General features: G+C 48.6%; 21 protein-coding genes and 1 other annotated feature. Of the genes, 17 read left to right on the plus strand and 4 right to left on the minus strand.

Annotated features, from left to right (window positions below; translation table 11 throughout):
* Nucleotides 1-91: 91 nt before the first annotated feature.
* From EJL91_RS17880 to EJL91_RS17895, 4 genes are all read left to right on the plus strand, one after another.
* Entirely contained in the window at nucleotides 92-1,480 is a 1,389-nt protein-coding gene (locus EJL91_RS17880; protein WP_125143342.1) for a PTS mannitol transporter subunit IIBC, read from the plus strand.
* 196 nt (nucleotides 1,481-1,676) lie between these two features.
* Nucleotides 1,677-3,776, plus strand: coding sequence for a BglG family transcription antiterminator (locus EJL91_RS17885; protein WP_125143343.1), 2,100 nt, complete (start codon nucleotides 1,677-1,679; stop codon nucleotides 3,774-3,776).
* Between the two features lie 164 nt (nucleotides 3,777-3,940).
* Entirely contained in the window at nucleotides 3,941-4,414 is a 474-nt protein-coding gene (locus tag EJL91_RS17890) for a PTS mannitol transporter subunit IIA (protein ID WP_125143344.1), read from the plus strand.
* A gap of 90 nt (nucleotides 4,415-4,504) precedes the next feature.
* On the plus strand, nucleotides 4,505-5,767 hold the full coding sequence (locus EJL91_RS17895; RefSeq protein ID WP_125143345.1) for a zinc-binding dehydrogenase: 1,263 nt from the start codon (nucleotides 4,505-4,507) through the stop codon (nucleotides 5,765-5,767).
* Between the two features lie 138 nt (nucleotides 5,768-5,905).
* Here EJL91_RS17895 and EJL91_RS17900 read toward each other — a convergent pair whose 3' ends face one another.
* The gene (locus tag EJL91_RS17900; protein WP_003500020.1) at nucleotides 5,906-6,109 is read right to left on the minus strand and encodes a DUF378 domain-containing protein; all 204 of its coding nucleotides are present in this window, start codon (nucleotides 6,107-6,109) and stop codon (nucleotides 5,906-5,908) included.
* 286 nt (nucleotides 6,110-6,395) lie between these two features.
* Between EJL91_RS17900 and EJL91_RS17905 the strand changes: the two genes are divergently transcribed.
* The 11 genes from EJL91_RS17905 (at nucleotide 6,396) to EJL91_RS17955 (ending at nucleotide 15,732) form a co-directional block, all read left to right on the plus strand.
* A complete protein-coding gene (locus tag EJL91_RS17905) occupies nucleotides 6,396-6,782 on the plus strand; it encodes a CheW domain-containing protein (RefSeq protein ID WP_125143346.1) in 387 nt (128 codons plus the stop codon).
* A 14-nt stretch (nucleotides 6,783-6,796) separates the two neighbouring features.
* On the plus strand, nucleotides 6,797-7,102 hold the full coding sequence (locus EJL91_RS17910) for a chemotaxis protein CheW (RefSeq protein WP_125143347.1): 306 nt from the start codon (nucleotides 6,797-6,799) through the stop codon (nucleotides 7,100-7,102).
* Nucleotides 7,083-7,892, plus strand: a complete 810-nt coding sequence (locus EJL91_RS17915; RefSeq protein ID WP_125143348.1) for a CheR family methyltransferase — start codon at nucleotides 7,083-7,085, stop codon at nucleotides 7,890-7,892. Before EJL91_RS17910 ends, EJL91_RS17915 begins: the two co-directional genes overlap by 20 nt.
* Nucleotides 7,893-7,904: 12 nt before the next feature.
* The gene (locus EJL91_RS17920; protein WP_164516878.1) at nucleotides 7,905-8,915 is read left to right on the plus strand and encodes a CheB methylesterase domain-containing protein; all 1,011 of its coding nucleotides are present in this window, start codon (nucleotides 7,905-7,907) and stop codon (nucleotides 8,913-8,915) included.
* Between the two features lie 6 nt (nucleotides 8,916-8,921).
* Nucleotides 8,922-9,287: a response regulator gene (locus EJL91_RS17925; RefSeq protein WP_125143350.1), complete on the plus strand. Its 366-nt coding sequence runs from the start codon at nucleotides 8,922-8,924 to the stop codon at nucleotides 9,285-9,287.
* Nucleotides 9,288-9,383: 96 nt separating this feature from the next.
* Nucleotides 9,384-11,060, plus strand: coding sequence for a methyl-accepting chemotaxis protein (locus EJL91_RS17930; RefSeq protein ID WP_125143351.1), 1,677 nt, complete (start codon nucleotides 9,384-9,386; stop codon nucleotides 11,058-11,060).
* An 81-nt stretch (nucleotides 11,061-11,141) separates the two neighbouring features.
* Nucleotides 11,142-11,765, plus strand: coding sequence for a chemotaxis protein CheC (locus tag EJL91_RS17935; RefSeq protein WP_125143352.1), 624 nt, complete (start codon nucleotides 11,142-11,144; stop codon nucleotides 11,763-11,765).
* A complete protein-coding gene (locus EJL91_RS17940) occupies nucleotides 11,755-12,237 on the plus strand; it encodes a chemotaxis protein CheD (RefSeq protein WP_125143353.1) in 483 nt (160 codons plus the stop codon). The genes EJL91_RS17935 and EJL91_RS17940 overlap by 11 nt, the downstream gene beginning before the upstream one ends.
* 36 nt (nucleotides 12,238-12,273) lie before the next feature.
* Nucleotides 12,274-13,212 carry a GGDEF domain-containing response regulator gene (locus EJL91_RS17945; protein WP_243125449.1) on the plus strand — a complete coding sequence of 313 codons (939 nt, stop codon included), beginning with the start codon at nucleotides 12,274-12,276 and terminating at the stop codon, nucleotides 13,210-13,212.
* A gap of 5 nt (nucleotides 13,213-13,217) precedes the next feature.
* A complete protein-coding gene (locus tag EJL91_RS17950; protein WP_125143355.1) occupies nucleotides 13,218-15,233 on the plus strand; it encodes a chemotaxis protein CheA in 2,016 nt (671 codons plus the stop codon).
* Nucleotides 15,226-15,732 carry a chemotaxis protein CheW gene (locus tag EJL91_RS17955; protein WP_125143356.1) on the plus strand — a complete coding sequence of 169 codons (507 nt, stop codon included), beginning with the start codon at nucleotides 15,226-15,228 and terminating at the stop codon, nucleotides 15,730-15,732. Before EJL91_RS17950 ends, EJL91_RS17955 begins: the two co-directional genes overlap by 8 nt.
* A gap of 72 nt (nucleotides 15,733-15,804) precedes the next feature.
* Here the strand turns inward: EJL91_RS17955 and EJL91_RS17960 are convergent, their stop codons facing one another.
* Nucleotides 15,805-16,803, minus strand: a complete 999-nt coding sequence (locus EJL91_RS17960) for an ABC transporter substrate-binding protein (RefSeq protein ID WP_125143357.1) — start codon at nucleotides 16,801-16,803, stop codon at nucleotides 15,805-15,807.
* Nucleotides 16,804-17,025: 222 nt separating this feature from the next.
* Here EJL91_RS17960 and EJL91_RS17965 point away from each other — a divergent pair, with 222 nt between their 5' ends.
* Both EJL91_RS17965 and EJL91_RS17970 read left to right on the plus strand, forming a co-directional pair.
* Nucleotides 17,026-17,835 carry a Cof-type HAD-IIB family hydrolase gene (locus tag EJL91_RS17965; RefSeq protein WP_125143358.1) on the plus strand — a complete coding sequence of 270 codons (810 nt, stop codon included), beginning with the start codon at nucleotides 17,026-17,028 and terminating at the stop codon, nucleotides 17,833-17,835.
* Between the two features lie 162 nt (nucleotides 17,836-17,997).
* Nucleotides 17,998-18,327: a YerC/YecD family TrpR-related protein gene (locus EJL91_RS17970; RefSeq protein WP_125143359.1), complete on the plus strand. Its 330-nt coding sequence runs from the start codon at nucleotides 17,998-18,000 to the stop codon at nucleotides 18,325-18,327.
* Between the two features lie 118 nt (nucleotides 18,328-18,445).
* Here the strand turns inward: EJL91_RS17970 and EJL91_RS17975 are convergent, their stop codons facing one another.
* Together EJL91_RS17975 and EJL91_RS17980 are read right to left on the minus strand one after the other, a co-directional pair.
* The gene (locus EJL91_RS17975; protein WP_125143360.1) at nucleotides 18,446-19,426 is read right to left on the minus strand and encodes a bile acid:sodium symporter family protein; all 981 of its coding nucleotides are present in this window, start codon (nucleotides 19,424-19,426) and stop codon (nucleotides 18,446-18,448) included.
* An 86-nt stretch (nucleotides 19,427-19,512) separates the two neighbouring features.
* Nucleotides 19,513-19,752 (minus strand) — a binding site (T-box leader).
* 103 nt (nucleotides 19,753-19,855) lie between these two features.
* On the minus strand, nucleotides 19,856-20,464 hold the full coding sequence (locus EJL91_RS17980; protein ID WP_125143361.1) for a DUF1836 domain-containing protein: 609 nt from the start codon (nucleotides 20,462-20,464) through the stop codon (nucleotides 19,856-19,858).
* Nucleotides 20,465-20,614: the final 150 nt, after the last annotated feature.

Below are 20,614 nucleotides of genomic sequence, written 5' to 3' on the forward strand. Positions count from 1 at the left end.
GACCGGCCGGTCACTTTTACCAATTTGGAATTACATGAACGGAAATTGGAAATTGGAAAATAGAACATAAAAGTGGAAAGAGGGTATCAGTATGAAAGAAAAAGTTCAGTTATTTGGACGGTTTTTAAGCGGAATGGTTATGCCGAATATCGGCGCGTTTATCGCATGGGGCTTAATTACGGCATTGTTCATCCCGACAGGCTGGATGCCGAATGAGGCGCTGGCCACGCTTGTTACACCAATGTCAACCGTGCTTCTGCCGCTGTTAATTGCCTATACGGGCGGCGCTGCCGTACACGGACAGCGGGGCGGCGTAATCGGCGCCATTGCGACCATGGGCGTAATTGTAGGTTCCGATATTCCAATGTTTATCGGCGCTATGATTGTAGGTCCTCTGGCAGCATGGATTATGAAAAAGACAGACAATGCAATAGAAGGTAAAATTCCGGCAGGTTTTGAGATGCTGGTTAATAACTTCTCACTCGGTATCGTAGGAGCAATCCTGACGCTCCTTACCTTAAAGGGCGTTACACCTCTCGTAGAATCATTAAATGAGGCAATGAGGGCAGGCGTTGGTTTCTTCGTTGACAACAAACTCCTCCCAATGGCAAGTATTTTCATCGAGCCTGCAAAGGTTCTGTTCCTGAACAACGCAATCAACCACGGAATTTTCTCCCCAATGGGAATTCAGCAGGTGGAGGAGACGGGAAAATCCATTTTCTTCCTGCTTGAAGCTAACCCGGGTCCGGGACTCGGCGTGCTGCTGGCATACTGCCTGGCAGGAAAGGGTTCTGCCAAGAGCTCCGCACCGGGCGCCGTAATCATCCATTTCCTTGGCGGTATCCATGAGATTTATTTCCCATATATCCTGATGAACCCGCTTTTACTCCTCTCCGTAATCGCAGGCGGGGCCAGCGGTATCTTTGTGGAGCAGATGCTGGGCGCAGGGCTTTCTGCACCGGCTTCACCGGGAAGCATCATTGCAATCCTCGGAATGACCCCGCGAGGCGGCTATATCCCGGTTCTGCTGGGTGTTCTTGTAGCAACGGCGGTATCCTTCTTCATCTCCATGCCGATTCTCAAATTCGCAGGCAGGGATGAAGACCTGGAAGCTTCAAAGAATAAGATGAAAGAAATGAAGAATGCGGCAAAAGGAATTGCCGAAGAGCGTAAAACAGTTAATACAGGTGATGCAAAAGAAATCAGAAAGATCGTATTTGCCTGTGATGCCGGAATGGGTTCCAGCGCAATGGGAGCAACTGTACTCAAGAAGAAACTGGCGGCGGCAGGCCTTGGAAATATCGAGGTTATGCATTCACCCGTATCATCCATCCCGGCCGATGCGCAGATTGTGGTAACGCATCAGGAACTGGGGGAGAGAGCCGGACACAGTAATCCGGACGCACAGCTCATCCTTATCACCAATTTTCTGGCAGCGCCGGAATACGATGAACTGATTCAGGAATTACTGAACCGATAAGGAAAAATGTTCTGGTTCCGTTACATTGACGGGATGGGACACGTATAGAAGAATGTTAAGGCAGAAACCGGGTGTGGCTTCACACCCTGTTCTGTCTTTCTATCGTATAAGAGAACCGGGCGGAAAAGGGCCTGAATGACAAAAAACAGGTAAGCGCGGTTAAGTGTCGGAAAATGGGAGAGGGAACGGTAAATATATGGATTTTACGCCGAGAATGCAGCAGATACTTCGGATCATGCTGAATGAAGATAAAGTCATATCCGTCAAAAATCTGGCGGAGCAGATGAAACTGAGCAAGCGCACGGTCCAGAGGGAACTGGAATATCTGGGAAAAGCGCTGAAAGAATACAATGTGACATTCTGTTCCAAGACGGGAACGGGAGTGTGGCTGGAAGGAGAAGCGGAAGATAAAGAGAGGCTGTATCATCAGCTGAGTGAGAAGGATACGCTGGACGTTTCGGACAGGACGGAGCGCCGCAAGCGGCTGCTCCTGGAAATCCTGAAGGACAAGACACTGAAAAAGCTCTACTATTACAGCGATCTGTTCGGAGTCAGCGAAGCGACCATCAGCGCGGATCTGGAGGCGGCGGAGGAGTGGTTTGCCCCATTCAACCTGAAAATCAACCGGAAACCCGGTTATGGGATATCCATAGAAGGCAGGGAGAAGGATTTCCGCCTGGCTCTCAGGTCCTTTATCGATGAAAATATCGACACACGCTTTATCCGGGATATTTACGAGGAAAAAGACCAGGCGCTGTTTGAACTGGTGGAAAATAAAAATGATAAAAACATCTATAAGATTTTAAATAACGATCTTCTGCTGCGCGTCATTGCGTGCATCCAGAGGGTGAAGGACAGAAGACTTTTAAATCTGACCGAGAATTCCTATGTGGGACTTGTCCTCCATGTGACGATCGCGGTAAACAGGATTCTGGGGAAAGAGATTCTGGAAGAGAATGAGGCTATGGTCAAGTCCCTGTACGGCGATGAAGATTATCGTCTGGCCGGCAGAATTGTGGAAGAACTTAGAAAGGAATTTGAGATCGAAATCCCGGAGATCGAGGTCGCATACGTCTGTCTTCATATCAAGGGGGCTAAGGTGCAGCAGATAGAGCTGGATGAGGACTCAAAGGCCAGGGTGAGCGGCCAGAGAGAACTGCTGTCGGTGGTAAACGCGATGATTGACCGGTTTGATCCGGCCGTTGCCTGGCAGCTCAAGCAGGATGAGGAGTTCGTCGTCCAGGGGCTGGCCGCCCATCTGCAGCCGACGTTAGTGCGCCTTGCCAACAATATGAAAATTGAGAATCCTCTTCTGGAACAGATAAAGAACGACTATGCCGCCATTTTCGAGCGGTGCCGCGACGTTGCCGAAGTAATAGAGGAACATTACGGTTTCACGGTACCGGAGCCGGAGATAGGCTATCTGGCTATCCATTTCGGGGCGGCTATGGTGCGCCTGGAAAGCCGGAAGGAAGTAAAGAGAAAAGTGAACATGGGTGTTGTCTGTGCCAGCGGAATTGGAATATCACGTCTGATGTGCTCCAGGATCAACAAGTTTTTCAAGGAGCGCATCGAACTTACGGCATACGGGGTCAACGATTTGAACCCGTTCGCACTGGAGCATACCGATTTCTTTGTATCCACACTCCCTGTCAGGGAAAATGCGGATATCCTTTACGTAAGCCCCCTTCTGACGTCCCAGGAGATGGAGCAGATAGCCGCCAGGGTGCGTGAATACGAACGCATGCCCGCGGCCGGGAAAGAGAACGAGGCGTTTACAAGACAGCTCGAGGAAGTCAACTATCTGGCGACCCAGATTAAATCGCTGATCAAACGTTTCAGACGCACAAAGATTGGGACGGCGGCAACATTCGGGGAACTGCTTTTAAAGGCGGGGGAGGAGCAGACGCCCTACGCGGATCGGCAGACCATGATCATAGAGGCATTAAAGAGAAGGGAAACGATGGGCTCCCAGTTTTTTCCGGATTACTCTTTCGCACTCCTCCACGCACGGACGGCGGGGGTCACGAAACCGGTATTTACGGCCTTTGTACCGGAATCGGGAGAAAGATTTACCGCCCCTGATATGAAGGGGATCAGGGCAGCTATTGTCATGCTGATGCCGGAGGAAGGCCACACGCAGGAAAACGCAGACATGCTGGGCTATCTGAGCCAGATGCTGGTGGAAAAGGATGAGTTTCTGGATACCATCATAACAAAGGAAGAGGAGGACGTACGGGATTTGCTGTCGCGGTATCTCAAAAAATATTTTGATCAGTACCTGGACAGGATGTGACCACGGAGACTTCCGCCTTCAGCTTTTGTCACTATCTGATGATGCCAAATGCATTTTTGTTTCAGTTGAATTATACGGTGCGGCGGGGCTATAATTGAGACATAAAAGGGAACAAAAAAACACCGGAACGGGAAAACCTGTAGACAATGAGGAGGAATAAGAAAATGTTTGGTTTTGGAAAGAAAAAAGAACAGGCTGAAAAAATTCAGAAACCGGAGCTTTTAGAGAAGAAAAATATCCGTTTAAACTGCAGCCCGATGCCGAAGGATGACGTAATCCGGGCGGTGGGACAGCTCCTTTGCGACAGCGGGTATGTAAATGAAGGTTATATCGATGCAATGATAAAAAGGGAGCTTTCATTCCCTACCAATATAGGAAACGGAATTGCGCTTCCCCATGGAGTCGAGGAAGCAAAGAAAGAGATTAAACAGTCCGGAATTGCAGTAATGGTATTCCCGGAAGGCACCGACTGGGGGACCGAGAAGGTCAATCTTGTAATCGGAATCGCCGGAGTAGGGGAGGAGCATCTGGAAATCCTCTCAACCATTGCAGAAAAGATGGCGACGCCGGAGGCTGTCGAGGAACTGATTAAAGGCAGCGAGGATGATATCTACGCCACATTTACAACAAAAGCGTGATGGAATCATTTTCAGAATGATGGAATTTAAAACTGGTAATCATAGATAATATAAGGATATCAAACAGAACAATCATTGGAGGTTGAAAATATGAAAACAAAAGCAGTGAGAATGTATGGGCTCGATGACTTAAGATTAGAAGAATTTGAATTACCGGAGATAAAGGATGATGAAATCCTTGTAAAGGTGATGAGTGACAGCATCTGCATGTCTACCTACAAGCTGGTTAAGCAGGGTAAAAAACATAAACGCGCTCCGCAGAACATTGATACCAACCCGATTATCGTCGGACATGAATTTGCCGGAGATATCGTACAGGTGGGAAAGAAATGGCAGGATCAGTTCAAACCGGGACAGAAATTCTCCATCCAGCCGGCTATCAACTATCAGGGAAAACTGGACTCCCCGGGATATTCCTATGAATTTTGCGGCGGAGCCGCCACATACTGCATTATCCCTCACGAGGTAATGGAGATGGGCTGCCTCTTAAATTACGACGGCGAGAGCTACTTCCAGGCATCCCTCGGAGAGCCGATGAGCTGTATAATCGGCGGATACCATGCTAATTACCACACCAACAAAAAGAATTACGAGCATGCGATGGGAACAAAAGTGGACGGCAATATTTTAATCATGGGAGGCTGCGGCCCGATGGGCTTAGGAGCCGTAAGCTACGGCATCCAGTTTGAAAATAAGCCGAAACGGATCGTTGTAACCGATGTAAATGAGGACAGAATCAACCGCGCAAGAGAAGTGATTTCCGAGGCCCACGCCAAGGAGATGGGAGTGGAACTCCACTATGTAAACACAGCGGCAATGGCAGATCCGATCGCTGAGCTTATGGATATTACGGAAGGTTTGGGATATGATGACGTATTCGTATACGCCCCAATCAGACAGGTAGCCGAGATGGGAGATAAACTGCTGGCATTTGACGGCTGCATGAATTTCTTTGCAGGCCCGACCGACAGCCAGTTTTCAGCAGAGATTAATCTCTACAACTGCCACTATACAAGCACCCATATCATGGGAACCACAGGCGGCAATACGGATGATCTGATTGAGGCCAACGACCTGTCTGCAAAAGGCGTGATTGAGCCGGCCGTTATGGTAACCCACGTAGGCGGAATCGACAGCATTGCGGAGGCCACAAAGAACCTTCCATCCATTCCGGGAGGAAAGAAGCTGACGTACACACAGTTTGAGATGCCGCTGACGGCCATCGACGACTTTGCTAAGCTGGGAGAAACGGATCCGCTTTATAAGAAGCTGGATGAGTGCTGCAAGGCCCACAAAGGCCTCTGGAACGCCGAAGCGGAGAAAGTTCTGTTTGAACATTTCGGAGTAAAATAAGTTTTATATATGGCAGTGAAAAGCACGCTTCGCGAACTTTTCATTGCCAATCAACAAAAAGAGACAGGCGCCAGATGTTTAATCATCTGCCGCTCCGTCTCTTTTTTGTAACCATTATATTGCGTAAATAACAGGGGATTATTTCTCCTGTGTCACAGGGCCGTAGAAGCCGATGAGATATAATCCGCAGATCCCTACCAGGGCGTAAATGACTTTGGACAGCATGGAAGCGGAACCAAAGAGATAGGAAACAAGGTTAAAATTAAAGAACCCGATCAGTCCCCAGTTGATTGCACCAATAATGGCTATGGTGAGAGCAATTACATTTATAGTTTTCTGCATATTCTACCATCCTTTCCTGTATGCGGATTTCTCCGTTTTGCTTATTATTGTCCGGAGAGTAAAAAAATATACGGACCTTCCAGGAAATTTTTAGTAATTGCACAAAAAATTGAAAAAACCGGCCCGATTTTCGGGCAAAAAGCAGAGAATCAACTTGAAGTAAGATCCCATTTATTGTAAGATAGAACGAGGAGTTAACAAGCTGAAGAATCAGAATCTTACAGTCAGAGGACGGAAGCATTTAAGTTTAAAACGAAATCTGAAAAGTTAGAAAAGGAGGGGCTTTATGATAAAAACATTTTTGTGTTTTGAATTAGAAGCTGCTCTTTTTTTGATTCCGCTTGAACTTGTAAAGCATATTCTTCCGGGAAAAGAAGACGACGGGGGTAAGGTTGTCTATGGCGGCAATGAGGTGTGCCCTTTTGATCTGTGCAGTCTGTGGGGCAAAAGCGCCGGTATTTTTGGGAAATATATGATACTCCTGAACCGGGAGGACTGTCTCTGCGGATTCCGGGCCGATGAAATCATGGGGATTTTTGAACTGGACGCCTCCGGCCTGAAGGAGATGCCGGAAGAAGTGACGGAGGGAAATGGTTCCCGCCTCAGGCGCGCGGCATATGTGGAGAGCCTCGATGCATGGGCGTTTGTCATAGAGACAAGCATACTTTTATAACGGAGGCAGCGAAGATGGCCGAAGAGAAAAGAAAAATTCTCAGATTATATTCCGGGGACGGATATGGTGAGGTTTTGATGGAACAGATTGGAAGAATCCTGCCGAAGCCCCGTGTGATTAAAGTACCGGGAGCGCCGGACGGTATTGCGGGCATGGTATATTTCCACGGCCGGCTTATCGCAGTAAAATATCTGGATGGAGCGCAGCACAAAGAGGAGTTTGGGTGTGCCGTACTGATGATCCGGGAAGACGGCAGCCTCTGGGGACTGCTGGCAGACGAGTTGTCCGGAGGTGAGCGGTTTGATACGGTTTACGAGTAAGGAGTTTGAACTCCTGATAAAGTATATGAATGGACAATATGGAATCGATCTTTCCCAAAAGAAAGTCATTGCAGAGTGCAGGATGAACCAGGAGATGGAAAAGAAAGGGATTACCTCCCTGAAACAATACATGGAGATGATGGAGGCGGACCGGACAGGAAGGATGAGGGCCGCCCTGCTGAACCGCCTTACGACGAACTACACATATTTTATGAGGGAACCGAAACATTTTGAATTCCTTGAGCAAAATATACTTCCCGAGTTCCGGCCGGAAACGGCGAAGTCGCCGTTCAGAGTCTGGTCTGCCGGCTGTTCCAGCGGGGAAGAGTGCTATACGCTGGCGATGCTGCTTCAAAATTATACTGACGGAGGGGGAGGTCTCCCTTCTTTTGAAATCCTCGGCACGGATCTTTCCGAGAGTGTGATAGGAAAAGCAAAAGAAGGACGGTACCCGCTCAGTGAGCTGGATGCGATACCGCTGTACTGGCAGCAGAAGTACTGCAGGAAGGAAAAGGACAAAGGCAGTTTTACAATCATTCCGAAGCTCAGGGAAAAGGTCAGATTTCAGATAATGAATCTTATGAGACCCAATACGGGTATTGAGCGTTTTGAGCTGATTCTGTGCCGCAACGTGATGATCTATTTTGACGATGCGTCGCGTAAAAAATTAATAGAGAATTTATACCGGGCGCTGAAACCGGGCGGCTATCTGTTTGTGGGCCATACCGAGCTGCTCCCCCGGGACCATGAACTGCTTACTTATGTGCGCCCGGCTGTCTACAGAAAATAGAGGGAAATGCATATGGAAGAAATCAGGGTTGCAATTGTCGCGGAGACCGTAAGGATACAGGAAATGCTCAGGACCGCGCTGCAGTGCGATGGAATATCGGTCTCTGTCCTAAGAACCGGCCTGCGGCGGAATGGAACTCAGCCTGCCCCAGAGTATGATGCAGTAATACTGGGATGTGAGACCGCGGCGTTTTTTGAAGGGGAATACATGTCTGTCCACACATTCGGGAAAAAGGATAAACATCTTATCGCAGTCTGCGGGGATAGGAACGGAGAAAAATTTGCCCGTAAAAGCGGATGCGATTTTCTAAAGATGACGGCCATGGATACGGAACGCGGCAGGGATCTGTTCGCCAGGGAACTGATCATCAGGATCAAAGTGGGAAATTCCCAGGCAGGAAGAAACTTGTTGTGCGGACGGGAAGATAAAAACAGCCGTTTTTTAGTGGGAATCGGTTCATCGGCCGGAGGCCCCAAGGCGCTTCTCCGAGTTTTAAAAGACTTGCCGGCGGATACCTGCGGAATTCTGCTCGTACAGCATCTGAGCAGTGGATTTGCAAGAACCTTTGCACAATATATGGATTTACAGATTAAGATGAAGGTAAAAGAGGCTGAGACCGGAGAGATAATTCAGGACGGGACAGTTTATCTGGCTTCCGACGGCTGTCAGATGAGCGTGGGCAGGAGTGGTATGGGATATGTCGTCAGAAATACTCCGGGAGAGAAAGTAAACGGCTTCGCACCCTCGGTCAACTATCTTTTTTCTTCCCTGGCCGGTGCGGCGGGGGAGAATGCGATGGGAATGATTCTGACCGGCATGGGAGATGACGGAGCTAAGGGGTTACTGGAAATGAAAAATGCGGGAGCCTGCACCGTTGTCCAGGACAGGAGGACGAGCGAAATTTATAATATGCCTTCGGCGGCGCTTGAGCTTGGAGGCGCGCAGAAGCAGCTTCCGTTAGACAGTATGGCCGGAGAGATAAGACGATTTTGTATACAGATGCGGGATAAAGAAAGGAGATAAAACCGGATGGAATCAAAGATAATGATTGTAGATGATGCAATGTTTATGAGAATGGTAATTAAAAGGGCGCTTAAAACAGTGGGATATGAGAATTTCACGGAGGTTGGCGATGGAAGAGAGGCGCTGGAACGCTATAAGGAGGTCCGGCCTGATCTGGTGCTTCTTGATATCACCATGCCGGAGAGATCCGGGCTGGAGGTTCTTGACGATATCCTGACTGAGGATCCCGGGGCAAGAGTCATCATGTGTTCCGCTCTGGGACAGGAAGCGGTCATTGCCCAGGCAATCCAGAGGGGAGCCAGGGATTTTATCGTGAAACCGTTTAAAGACGAGATGCTGGTGCAAATGGTCAAAGTCAATTTGCAGGCATAGGATAAGACGGAAAAGAGAGAAGATAAGCAGGGGGCTGGAAAAGCAGATTAAAACTGCGTCCGGAACAACCCGGTGGAAGGGGATAGACGTAAGAAAATGAAGAAGCTGAAGTTTAAGGATCTTAGGATTGGAAACAAATTACTGGTTTCCTATATGTCAATTATTTTACTGTATATTGTCACTGTGATGGCGGCTCTGTTTGGAGTTACAGAAACTTCCAGGACCCTGGATACATTCTATAAGAAGGCGTTTGCCATATCGTACACGGCTCAGGATATGAAGTCCTCCGTCCAGGGAATCGGAAGGTGCATTCTCGATGTGGCTACGAAAGTTACAGAGCAGGAAAAGATAGAAAAAATAAAAGAAGCCAGGAATATGGAATCGGTGCTGCTCAAAGGATATGATTATCTTGCGCAGAATCTGGAAAGCGACGAACTGCTTGTCGGTCTGAAAGGACAGATGGATAAGATCAATCCCGTCAGAGCGGAAGCGATCGGGCTTCTTGAGGAAAACCGCTATGAGGAGGCGATGGAACTTTACGATGCCGAGTATGAGCCGAATACCGAGGTGGAAAGGGAGTATCTTCAGAAAATCGCTGACAAATCCCTGGAGCGGGCCAAGATATACCTGGATAATGGCCATGACGTGAAACGGCGGATGAGCGGCATTATCACAGGACTTGCCGCTGTCGTCCTCATTATTTCCACATTACTGTGGATTCGCATCACAAAAGGGATCACAGGCCCGGTTAAGGAAATCCAGGAGGCGGCCAGACAGATGGCTGAGGGGAATCTGGATGCATGTGTAGCTTATGAATCGGGTGATGAATTAGGCGCTCTGTCGGACAGCGTGAGAGAGACTCTGGGTACGCTTAAGGCTTACGTATCCGACATAGAGAAGTGCTTATATGCCATCGGAAACGGCAAGCTTACCTATCGTTCAGAGATTACATATAAAGGCGATTTTGTTGCGGTCGGTCTGGCTATGGAGCAGATTACGGAGCTTTTAAACAGGGCGATCCTGCAGATTGCCAATACGTCCGAACAGGTGGCGGGAGGTTCCGAGCAGGTGGCGGGCGGCGCTCAGATGCTGTCCCAGGGGTCTGTGGAACAGGCGGCCGTGATGCAGGAGCTGGCGGCCAGTATCAATGAAATTTCCGATAAGGTAAAACACAATGCCGACGATGCGGTGGCGGCCAGCCGGAAGGTTGATGAGGTGAACAGAATCGTTGCCGGGGGAGACCGCCACAAGACGGCCATGCTGGAGGCAATCGGCGATATCAGTGAGAATTCAAAGACGATTGGAAAAATTGTGGAAGAGATTGAAGATATAGCGTTCCAGACCAACCTGCTGTCCCTGAATGCATCGGTGGAGGCAGCCAGGGCAGGTGAAGCAGGACGCGGATTTGCAGTCGTTGCCGCCGAGGTGCGCAATCTTGCCGTCAAGACGGCGGAGGCGTCCAGGATGATGGCGGAGCTGGCGGAACAGACCGGGGATAAGGTGGACAAGGGCGCAGATGCGGCAGGAAAGACGGCGGAAGCGTTCGACCGGGTGGTACATGGAACCGGAGAAATCCTGACTATGATTGACCGGATTTCGGATGCCTCCGTACAGCAGGCTGATTCAGTACTTCAGATCAGGGAGAGTATCGAGCAGGTGATTTCCATTGTGCAGGATAACTCTGCGACGGCAGAGGAGAGCGCCGCGGCCAGTGAGGAACTGTCGGCGCAGGCTCAGATTATGAAACAGCTTGTGGAGGAATTTGAATTATAGAAAGCATGATGTGCGCAATAAAAGAAATGTATCTGTCTTTCAGGGATATATTCCAGGAGAAGCAGAGAAGAGAGGCAGCGGATGGGGAAGTATTACAGTTTAAATGACAGTATGAGCGATATACTCAGGGAGCTTGGTAATATTGGGAGCGGTAAAGCGGCGACTGCCCTGTCGGATCTGATGGGACATGCAATCGGAATGAAGATTCCGGCGGTAAATATCAGGGGATTTGAACAGGTTTCCAATATACTGGGAGGAACTGAAAATACCGCAGCCGGCGTTCTGATGGATTTAACCGGTGATATCCGGGGGATGTTCATGTTCCTGTGCAGTGAATCCTTTTTAAAAAGTGTCATAAAAGGAATGTTGGGGTGCGAGACGGAAAATGTTTTTACTCTGGATGAGATGGCTCTTTCGGCATTCAAGGAGATCGGAAATATCATGTGCTGCTGCTACATCAGCGCTCTGGCGGAAATGCTGGATATCACGATTGATGTGTCGGTTCCGGATGTAAATGTGGACATGGTGGGAGCGCTTTTAAGTGTCCCAATGATCCGTATTGCGAATGTAAGTGATGAGTTTTTGTTTATAGAAACCGAGATCAGCACCGGCGGACTGTCGGAGCAGGGTTATGTCCTGTTCTTCCCGGAGCAGGAATCTCTGGAGAATATCGCTTCGATACTAGAGGAGAAATATGAAAAATAGCCCGGTTAATGTGGGGATTGCCTGTGCGCTTGTGGTGAAGGAGCCGGGGGCGCTGATTACTTATGCGCTGGGTTCCTGTGTGGGAGTCTGCCTTTTTGACAGAAAAAAGCATATTGCAGGCATGGCCCATATCATGCTGCCGTCTTACGAAGATGCAGCAGACCGTCAGAATTTATATAAATTTGCGGACAGTGGATGTGAACTCCTGCTCCGTTCCATGCTCCGGCAGGGAGCCGGGCGTGACGATATCACCGCGAGGCTGGTGGGCGGAGCCAGAATGTTCCGCACCGGAGGTTCGATGGAAGGGATCGGTGAGCGGAATGTCAATGCGGTCAGGGAGACGCTGCACCGCCTGGGAATTCACATTACTGCGGAAGATACAGGGAAAGATTACGGAAGAACGGTAACTTTGGATTCGGTAACCGGGGAGGTAACCGTGAAAGCCGTCAACGGAGAGATTAAAAAAATTTGACGGGCAGATGCCTGCCAAATGGAGGGAGAAAGAGAAATGGGAAGCGGACAGACAATATTAGCGATTGATGACAGCCTGTTAATTTGTCAGCAGATAGAAAAAGTTTTAAAGAGTGACGAGGTGGCAATCCACAAGGCACACTCGGCAAAGGAAACAATGGATATGCTGGATCAGATTCAGCCGGATCTGATTCTGCTTGATGTGGTTCTTCCCGATATGGAGGGGTATGACCTGTTCCAGAAAATCAGGGATCACGAAAACGGCCGTGCACCGGTTATTTTTATCACATCAAAGGACAGTGAACAGGACATTACAAGAGGATTTTCCCTCGGCGCCTGCGATTACATCAGAAAACCGTTTCTTCCGGAGGAACTGAGATCCAGAGTCAAGGCCCATCTCCATGACAAGCAGGAGAAGGATGAACTCCGTTCCCTGAATGAGACGCTCAAGGCAAATATGGAGAAGCTGAATCGGGCGGCATTCCGTGACGAGCTGACGGGACTTTACAACCGCCGTTTTATCGTGGAGAAGCTGGCGAAGGATTTGAAGGAAGAGGGCCGCGACGATGCCCTAGTCATGGTGGACGTGGATAATTTTAAGCGGATCAACGACACCTACGGCCATTCAGTGGGGGATATGGTTCTTGTCTGTATTGCCAATATCATGGAAAGCATCTGCCGGAGGCATAAGGTAGTGCGCTGGGGCGGAGAGGAATTTCTCCTGATCCTGATGGCGGTCACAAAACAGGAAGTGCTTGAAATCTGTGAGGAAATCCGTAAGGAGATTGCAGAATTTCCGTTTATGTTTGGGGATACGAATTTCACATGCACAGTTACGCTTGGAATCGCACTCTATGATAAAGCAAAAGACTTTGATGATAACACGAACTGTGCCGATAAGGCTCTCTATTATGGCAAGACGTCGGGAAAAAACCGGGCGGTACTGTTTGGAGCGGAGAAGGAAACAGGGGTGTGATGTAGATGGGATTTTTTGATACAGATATGGAAGATATGCTGGACATCTATCTTCTTGAGACGAACCAGCTTCTCGATCAGGCAGACGAAATCCTGTTAAATGCGGAACAGGAAAAAGCGCTTACAAAAGATGAAATCAATGGGATTTTCCGTGTAATGCATACGATCAAGAGTTCTTCTGCTATGATGGGTCTGACCGGTTTGTCGGTGCTGGCCCACCGCCTGGAGGATATTTTCGCCGTATTCAGGGAAGGGCCGTTCCGGCTCGGGGGTTTTGAGCAGGAAACCTTTGACCTCGTCTTTGCCGCCGCCGATTTTATCAGAGGCGAATTGGGGAGGATGAACGAGGAGACATTCCAGCCGAACGAACCGGAAGGATTTGATGAAAGGATTGACGCCCTGGTCGCGAAAGTAAAAGAGAAAAAGGATTTTACCGCCCATATACGGTTTGAAGCAGACTGTAAGATGGAGAATATACGGGCTTATATGGTTGCGCGCCAGATAAAAGAGGATTGCACCGAGATGCATACCTTTCCTGAGAATGTGGAGTCGGATCCGGGTACGGCGGACTATATCCGGGAACATGGATTTTATATCCATTTTGTTTCAGAAACCCCGGGCCGTGTGTTCGATAAGCTGGCCGAAGCCCTCTTTGTGGACCGCGTGACTGCATCTGAAGCCATGCCGGGGCAGACCGGGATGGGAGAAGAAACAGTGACGGTGTCAGGGCAGCAGGAGACAGGCTCCGGGGATAAATCCGCAAATAAGGAGGGCTGCAAGGAGGCTGATAAAACAGCAAAACAGGCGGGCCAGAATGGGGCAGCGCAGGCCGGGAGCGAATTTATCCACGTAAAGGTGGAACGCCTGGACGAACTTCAGAATCTGACGGGAGAGTTAATGATAGCTGCCCAGGCCGCCGATTTATACGGAAGCAGCGCCGCGGGAGCGGGAATGCGGGAAGACAACCAGAAACGCCAGCTGGAACGTCTTTTAAGGGAATTGGAGGAACTTGTAATTTCCATCCGTATGATACCCTTTTCCAGTGTTGTCCCGCAGATTAGCCGCGTGGTCAGGGATATCAGCCGGAAAGAAAATAAAAAGATAACATTCACTGTGACAGGCCAGGACGTGGAAGTAGATAAGAAAATCGCGGACAATATTTTGGAGCCCCTGCTTCATCTGATCCGCAATGCCGTGGATCATGGCATTGAGACACCGGAAGAACGTGAAGCGGCAGGAAAATGCCAGACCGGGCAGATAATGTTGAGCTTTGAAAATATGGGCGGAGAAATCTGTGTATCCGTCCAGGATGACGGCTGTGGAATCGATACGGAGAAGGTGCTTAGAAAAGCAAAAGATAAAAAACTATTTACCGGAAATGAGGAGGACTATTCTGAGACAGAACTGATGGAACTCTGCCTCCTGCCGGGTTTTTCAACAAGAGAGCAGGCTAATGAATTTTCCGGCAGAGGCGTCGGTCTAGACGTGGTCCGCCAAATGGTGGAAAAATTCGGAGGGCACCTCCATCTGGAAAGCAAAAAGGGAAGCGGAAGCCGGTTTATACTTCACCTGCCCTTGACACTGACGATTATTGACGGCATAAGGCTTCTGGCGGGTGACAATTGTTTTGCCGTTCCAGCCAGGCAGGTGATGCAGTTTTTCCCTTATCCTCCGGAAGAAACAGAGCTTGTAAGACGGGGAGATAAGGAATTCTGGCTGCACGAAGGACGCTATATCCCGATTATTTCCCTGAGCCGGTTTTACGGCATGGACAAGAGTGTAACGGGACGCCGAGTGATGGCATACGTAAGGGGCAGTTCCCGGGAGGCCTGCATCCTGGCCGATCGGATTGTCGATCAGATGAGTCTTGTGGAAAAGCCGCTCCCGCAGATATTTGGCCCTCATTTCAGGTATTATACAGGCATTTCAGGCTGCAGTCTTCTTGGAGACGGTTCAATCTGTATGCTGCTTGACATAGAAGATTTAATCCGCGTTGCGGGAGGTGCAAAATCGTATGAGTGATTTAAGCGGGCTGAACGCCCAGATGGCCTTTTTTAACGAGGAATCAGAAACGACCGCCGATTTTCGGGAGAATCTCGAATTAATGGCAGTTGACATGGGTAATTTCTACTTTGGAATTGAGCTGGAATGCGTAAAAGAACTGATCCGTGATCCGAATATTACGCATGTTCCTTGCCTCCCCTCCTATTATGAGGGCGTATGTAACTGGAAAGGCAATATTATTCCCGTAGTATCCATGCGCGCCGCCGGAGGAATTTCTCAGAAGGAACCTTCGCAGAAGCTGGTTCTGATTGTGAAATCGGGAAGCCTGGAATGCGGTATACTGATCGGAGCGGAACCGCGGATCCTGGGTATCGCACCCGAGCGTGAGCTGACAGGGGAACTACCGGAAGCCGTTGGGAGCATGCTTGTCGTCAAGCAGGCATTTGAGGGGGAAGATAAGGTCATTTCGGTGATTGATGTGGAGAAATCCCTCAAAAAGATGGTAGTGTTTGGGTAGAAAAATGAGGACGCGGCGGGATGGGCGAAAAACTACGCGTCTTCAGTCCCGGCCGCGTCCTCATTTTTTAACCTACTTTACAGCTTCTTCCGAAAATGTCGTAGTTACAAGATCTTCATAAGGAACCCTCTCATTCAGTTCTCCGGCCTCTTCCAGGATATTCTCCAGAAGTTCGAAGCTCTCTTTTTCAAACACGGTATCATTTTTCCACGTATCCTGCTCTTTATAACGCTCAATGATAGTCGCGATGGTATCGGCGTCCGTCTCCTTAAACTGCGGCTTGATTGTCTGCGCAATCTCTTCCGCGGAATGTGTGTTTACATATTCAAGGCCGCGCTGAATGGCGTTGGTGAATTTCTGGATGATTTCAGGATTTTTCTCCAGATAGCTCTTCTTTACACAGTAAGCGGTGTAAGGAACATAACCGGAATCTACGCCGAGAGAGGCTACGACGGTTCCGTTGCCCTCTTTTTCAAGGCCCGTGGCGAACGGTTCGAACTCGACGGTGTAATCGGCATCATTGCTGGTAAAGGCAGCGGCGGTCAGGCCGAAATTGATGCTCTGGTCGATAGTCAGATCGGTTTTTGGATCAATGCCGTTCTTTTTCAGGATGTATTCGAATATCATCTCCGGCATTCCGCCTGCGCGGCCGCCTAATACTTTTTTCCCTTTCAGATCCTGCCAGGAGAAGTTTTCCTGGGGACCGCGGGCAACGAGAAAGTTTCCGGCGCGCTGGGTTAACTGGGCAAAATTGACCGCATAGTCTTCAGAACCTTCCTGGTAGACGTAAACGCTGGCCTCAGAGCCCATGAAACCGATGTCGGCGTCCCCGGAAATCAGGGCAGTCATGACTTTGTCGGCGCCTGCGCCGTTGACAAGGGTAAGATTAATCCCTTCATCTTTGAAATACCCCAGTTCAATGGCAGCATACTGAGGAGCATAGAAGATGGAATGAGCCACTTCATTTAATGTAACTGGAGTAAGAGCATCAGATGCCTCTCCACCCTGACAGCCGGAAAGGGCGGCTGCAGTCACGGCGGCTGTCAGAAAAACAGAAATAAATTTTTTCATAAAACTCTCCCATAGATTTTGTCTATATTATTTAAGATATAGGAAAAACTGTAGGTTGGTGCCTGTTTCGTTGAAAGGAATTATTCGGTTATTTTTTGTAAAGTGAACCCCGGTTACGATTATTTAATTGTATTTTCTCCCCACTTCCTTTATAATAACGCTGGGGAATAGGAAAGGCCGGTATCAGACCGGTGTGCAGAATTTACAGGAGCAGAGATGCAGATGGACAATTATGAAATTATCGTTCTGGATTTAGATGGAACGCTGACAAACCGTGATAAAGTGATTACTCCAAAGACAAAAAAGGCCCTGATGGAGATTCAGGACAGGGGGAAAAAGATTGTACTTGCCTCCGGACGTCCGACGGACGGGGTAATGCCACTTGCCCGGGAACTGAAACTGGAGGAGTATGGAAGCTATATTCTCTCGTTCAACGGCGGTATGATAACGAACTGCCGGACCGGAGAAGTGGTATTCAGCCGCCTGCTTCCGGTGGAGGCCAATGCAAAAATTATTGGTTTGGCCGAGGATGAGAGGGTGACGGTGCTCACCTATGACGGACATACCCTGATCACCAATGATGCGGAGAGTCCCTATTCAAAGCTGGAAAACAAGATTAATAATATGGAAGTCCGTCAGATTGATGATTTGAAGTCATATGTAACGTATCCTGTACCGAAATTTTTAATGATGGATGACGGGGATTATCTTGCCATGGTGGAACCCAGGGTGAAGGCGGCAATGGGAAAGAACTTCAGTATTTACCGTTCCGAACCGTTCTTCCTTGAAATACTGCCGAGAGGAATCGATAAGGCCCAGTCCCTGGCCAGGCTGCTTGAGATCCTTGGACTTCAAAAGGAGCAGATGATTGCCTGCGGAGACGGTTACAATGACCTGACGATGATTAAATTTGCCGGTCTCGGCGTAGCGATGGAGAATGCGGTGCTCCCGGTGAGAAAGGCCGCCGGCTACATTACATTATCCAACAATGACGATGGCATTGCCCATGTTGTGGAAAAATTCATGCTGTAGAACGGCTTAGAAACGGTTTCCTGTCAGAATATTCTCCGAGGTTGCGAAAACTTTGCAAAAAGAAGTGGAAAAAATATGGACTTTACAACTTTAGTATGCTAAAATTGTAAGGAGCTGGTGGTTTACGGAAAGCAAAAATATATAATGAAGAGGTGCTTTTACATGAATAAAAAACTCAAGACAGAGGCGGTTGACCATTTGTTTCAGGCGATTCTGACCCTTAAGAGCACGGAAGAGTGCTACAGCTTTTTTGAGGATGTCTGCACAGTCAACGAGCTGTTGTCCTTCTCACAGCGTTATGAAGTTGCCAAGATGCTGAGAGAGAAAAGAACGTATCTGGAGATCGCCGATAAGACGGGAGCGTCCACCGCGACAATCAGCCGCGTTAACCGCTCATTGAACTATGGAAATGACGGTTACGACATGGTATTTAAACGCCTGGAAGACCAGGCAGGGGATGAGGAAAAAGAGGCGGCAAAGGCTGCTGAATGACATAAAAACAGGACAGATTTTAAAGAAGAGCCGGAGATTTTCCGGCTCTTCTTTATTGCCAAAAAGACTGCTAAGAGCACACACAGCATATGTATATTGATGTATTGTGTATATTATTTTACTGCAGGTTTGACATTGCTGCCGAACCTGTCTTTTTTTCTGCCTTTTCCGCTGTGCGCGCATAGAAATTGGCAAGCACGGCACCGGAGATATTATGCCACACGCTGAATACGGCTCCAGGGATTGTAGCTAACGGATACTGGGCAAAATGAGTAGCGGCGAGGGAAGTAGCCAGCCCTGAGTTCTGCATGCCGACTTCGATCGATATAGCACGGCACTTGCTTTCGTCCAGTTTTAAAACCTTTCCGATGGAGAAGCCCAGCAGATATCCAATCACATTGTGGCAGATAACTACTGCTACGATCAGGAGTCCGCTTGTCAGAATCTTAGATGAATTGGCGGAAACAACGGCAGCGACGATGGCTACGATGGCGGTCGTGGAAATCAGAGGCAGCACCTCCACGATCTTCTGTGTAACCGCAGAGAAAAAATGGTTGATAATAAAACCGGCGGCAATCGGCACAATCACGACCTTGACGATGGATAAAAACATGCTGGCCATGTTGACGTCGACTCTGGCGCCCGCGTAAACGTAGGTGAGAAGCGGGGTGAGGAAAGGAGCCAGCACGGTGGAAACGGCGGTCATGCCGACGGACAGGGCCACATCTCCTTTGGAGAGGTAGGTCATGACGTTGGAGGAAGTGCCGCCCGGGCAGGTTCCCACCAGGATCACGCCGATAGCCAGTTCCGGCGGAAGGTTAAATGCCTTAGTCAGTCCGAATGCCAGAAGCGGCATCACCGTGAACTGAGCGATACATCCGATAATAACGTCCTTGGGGCGGGAGAAAACAACCTTAAAGTCTCCAGGTTTCAGGGTAAGGCCCATCCCGAACATAACAATGCCCAGGAGGGTATTGACGTAGGAAGTTTTGATGAAACTAACGCTCTGTGGTACAAACAGGGCGAGGGCAGCGACGGCGATGACAATGACGGCCATATTCTGTCCGAAGAAATTACTCAGCTTTTTCAATGTGTTCATAATGAAAATCCCCTTTCAATTTTGTGTGTATTCCACAGAGGTTTATTGCTTTACTGGATATAAAAACAAAAAAACCTCTGTCTCTGTTAAGAGACAAAGGTTATATTCCTCTGCGGTACCACTCTTATTGCCGTAAAACGGCCCCTTAGCCACATCTGACAATGTGTAACAGGATAACGGCTGTTAACCGTTCAGTCTTACTGGGTGAACTGTTCAGGCTGAAAGCTCAGAGGTGATTTTCTTCCGGATTTCCTGCTGACTTGCACCTGCCGTCAGCTCTCTGAAAGGATGTACAGCGGAATACTTTTCCTCGTCATGGCTTGTTGTTGCTTGTTTCTAGTGATTCTACTGCGCTGAAGTGGAAATGTCAATAGTCAGATTTATCTTATTTGAAAAATGAATTGACCTTTATTGACATACGGCAGCTCCTTATTTTTTCTTCTTGGGAGGATTCTCCTGTCTTAACTGTTCCGCCAGAAGCTCTATCATCTGCTTTTTCAGGTATACGTCAAAGGCCAGTTCACAAATAAAAGAAAAGAGGCGCAGATATTCCTGATCATCTCCCTCGGCATCGGGAAACGTCTCGGAAGCTGCCTGGAATTTGGCCATCACGTCCTCTTTCAGGCGCTTGCGCTGGCCCCGCTCCAGCGAGAATATCTCCGTGTAAAGCTCAGCCAGTTCCGGATTGGAGCCTTGGGAGAAATGGTTCTCACTGATTGGAGAAAAAAGCTGCTCAATATCATTAAAAGAAAGTACATTCTTAAAGTAGTAGATAAAAATCAGCAGCAGGATATGGTTCTTTGAATACTTTTTCTTCTCCGGGGGAGGAAGCAGGTTGTTCTTTGCATAGTTGTTAATCATTGTCTTTGTCAGGATCTTGTCCTCGCCGAACCGCTTACAGCCCGACAGATGGCTGTCCATGAAAGTAGTGACCTGATCCATATATAAATCAATAGCGGGAATGTCGGACGGGTTGATCCTGGTCATACTGTCCAGATAAGCCATCAGATCCTGCAGACGTTCTTCGTTCGTTTTCATAAAATTCACCTCATGTCTTATTATATAGTATTGAATACTAGATGACAAGGGGGAAAAGTATTTATTTGAAGTTCCGGTTGCTCTGCTTTTTTCCGTGACAGGAGCAGTAAAATATATTATAATAATGGTTATTGTCCGTGCCTCTATGGA

Source organism: Clostridium transplantifaecale (genome assembly GCF_900626075.1).
Lineage (GTDB): Bacteria > Bacillota > Clostridia > Lachnospirales > Lachnospiraceae > Otoolea > Otoolea transplantifaecalis.

Excerpts from the sequence above, each read along its gene's own strand:
- EJL91_RS17880 (WP_125143342.1), top strand. The coding sequence starts at position 92 with ATGAAAGAAAAAGTTCAGTTATTTGGACGGTTTTTAAGCGGAATGGTT.
- EJL91_RS17885 (WP_125143343.1), top strand. The coding sequence starts at position 1,677 with ATGGATTTTACGCCGAGAATGCAGCAGATACTTCGGATCATGCTGAAT.
- EJL91_RS17890 (WP_125143344.1), top strand. The coding sequence starts at position 3,941 with ATGTTTGGTTTTGGAAAGAAAAAAGAACAGGCTGAAAAAATTCAGAAA.
- EJL91_RS17895 (WP_125143345.1), top strand. The coding sequence starts at position 4,505 with ATGAAAACAAAAGCAGTGAGAATGTATGGGCTCGATGACTTAAGATTA.
- EJL91_RS17900 (WP_003500020.1), bottom strand. The coding sequence starts at position 6,109 with ATGCAGAAAACTATAAATGTAATTGCTCTCACCATAGCCATTATTGGT.
- EJL91_RS17905 (WP_125143346.1), top strand. The coding sequence starts at position 6,396 with ATGATAAAAACATTTTTGTGTTTTGAATTAGAAGCTGCTCTTTTTTTG.
- EJL91_RS17910 (WP_125143347.1), top strand. The coding sequence starts at position 6,797 with ATGGCCGAAGAGAAAAGAAAAATTCTCAGATTATATTCCGGGGACGGA.
- EJL91_RS17920 (WP_164516878.1), top strand. The coding sequence starts at position 7,905 with ATGGAAGAAATCAGGGTTGCAATTGTCGCGGAGACCGTAAGGATACAG.
- EJL91_RS17925 (WP_125143350.1), top strand. The coding sequence starts at position 8,922 with ATGGAATCAAAGATAATGATTGTAGATGATGCAATGTTTATGAGAATG.
- EJL91_RS17930 (WP_125143351.1), top strand. The coding sequence starts at position 9,384 with ATGAAGAAGCTGAAGTTTAAGGATCTTAGGATTGGAAACAAATTACTG.
- EJL91_RS17935 (WP_125143352.1), top strand. The coding sequence starts at position 11,142 with ATGGGGAAGTATTACAGTTTAAATGACAGTATGAGCGATATACTCAGG.
- EJL91_RS17940 (WP_125143353.1), top strand. The coding sequence starts at position 11,755 with ATGAAAAATAGCCCGGTTAATGTGGGGATTGCCTGTGCGCTTGTGGTG.
- EJL91_RS17945 (WP_243125449.1), top strand. The coding sequence starts at position 12,274 with ATGGGAAGCGGACAGACAATATTAGCGATTGATGACAGCCTGTTAATT.
- EJL91_RS17950 (WP_125143355.1), top strand. The coding sequence starts at position 13,218 with ATGGGATTTTTTGATACAGATATGGAAGATATGCTGGACATCTATCTT.
- EJL91_RS17955 (WP_125143356.1), top strand. The coding sequence starts at position 15,226 with ATGAGTGATTTAAGCGGGCTGAACGCCCAGATGGCCTTTTTTAACGAG.
- EJL91_RS17960 (WP_125143357.1), bottom strand. The coding sequence starts at position 16,803 with ATGAAAAAATTTATTTCTGTTTTTCTGACAGCCGCCGTGACTGCAGCC.
- EJL91_RS17965 (WP_125143358.1), top strand. The coding sequence starts at position 17,026 with ATGGACAATTATGAAATTATCGTTCTGGATTTAGATGGAACGCTGACA.
- EJL91_RS17970 (WP_125143359.1), top strand. The coding sequence starts at position 17,998 with ATGAATAAAAAACTCAAGACAGAGGCGGTTGACCATTTGTTTCAGGCG.
- EJL91_RS17975 (WP_125143360.1), bottom strand. The coding sequence starts at position 19,426 with ATGAACACATTGAAAAAGCTGAGTAATTTCTTCGGACAGAATATGGCC.
- EJL91_RS17980 (WP_125143361.1), bottom strand. The coding sequence starts at position 20,464 with ATGAAAACGAACGAAGAACGTCTGCAGGATCTGATGGCTTATCTGGAC.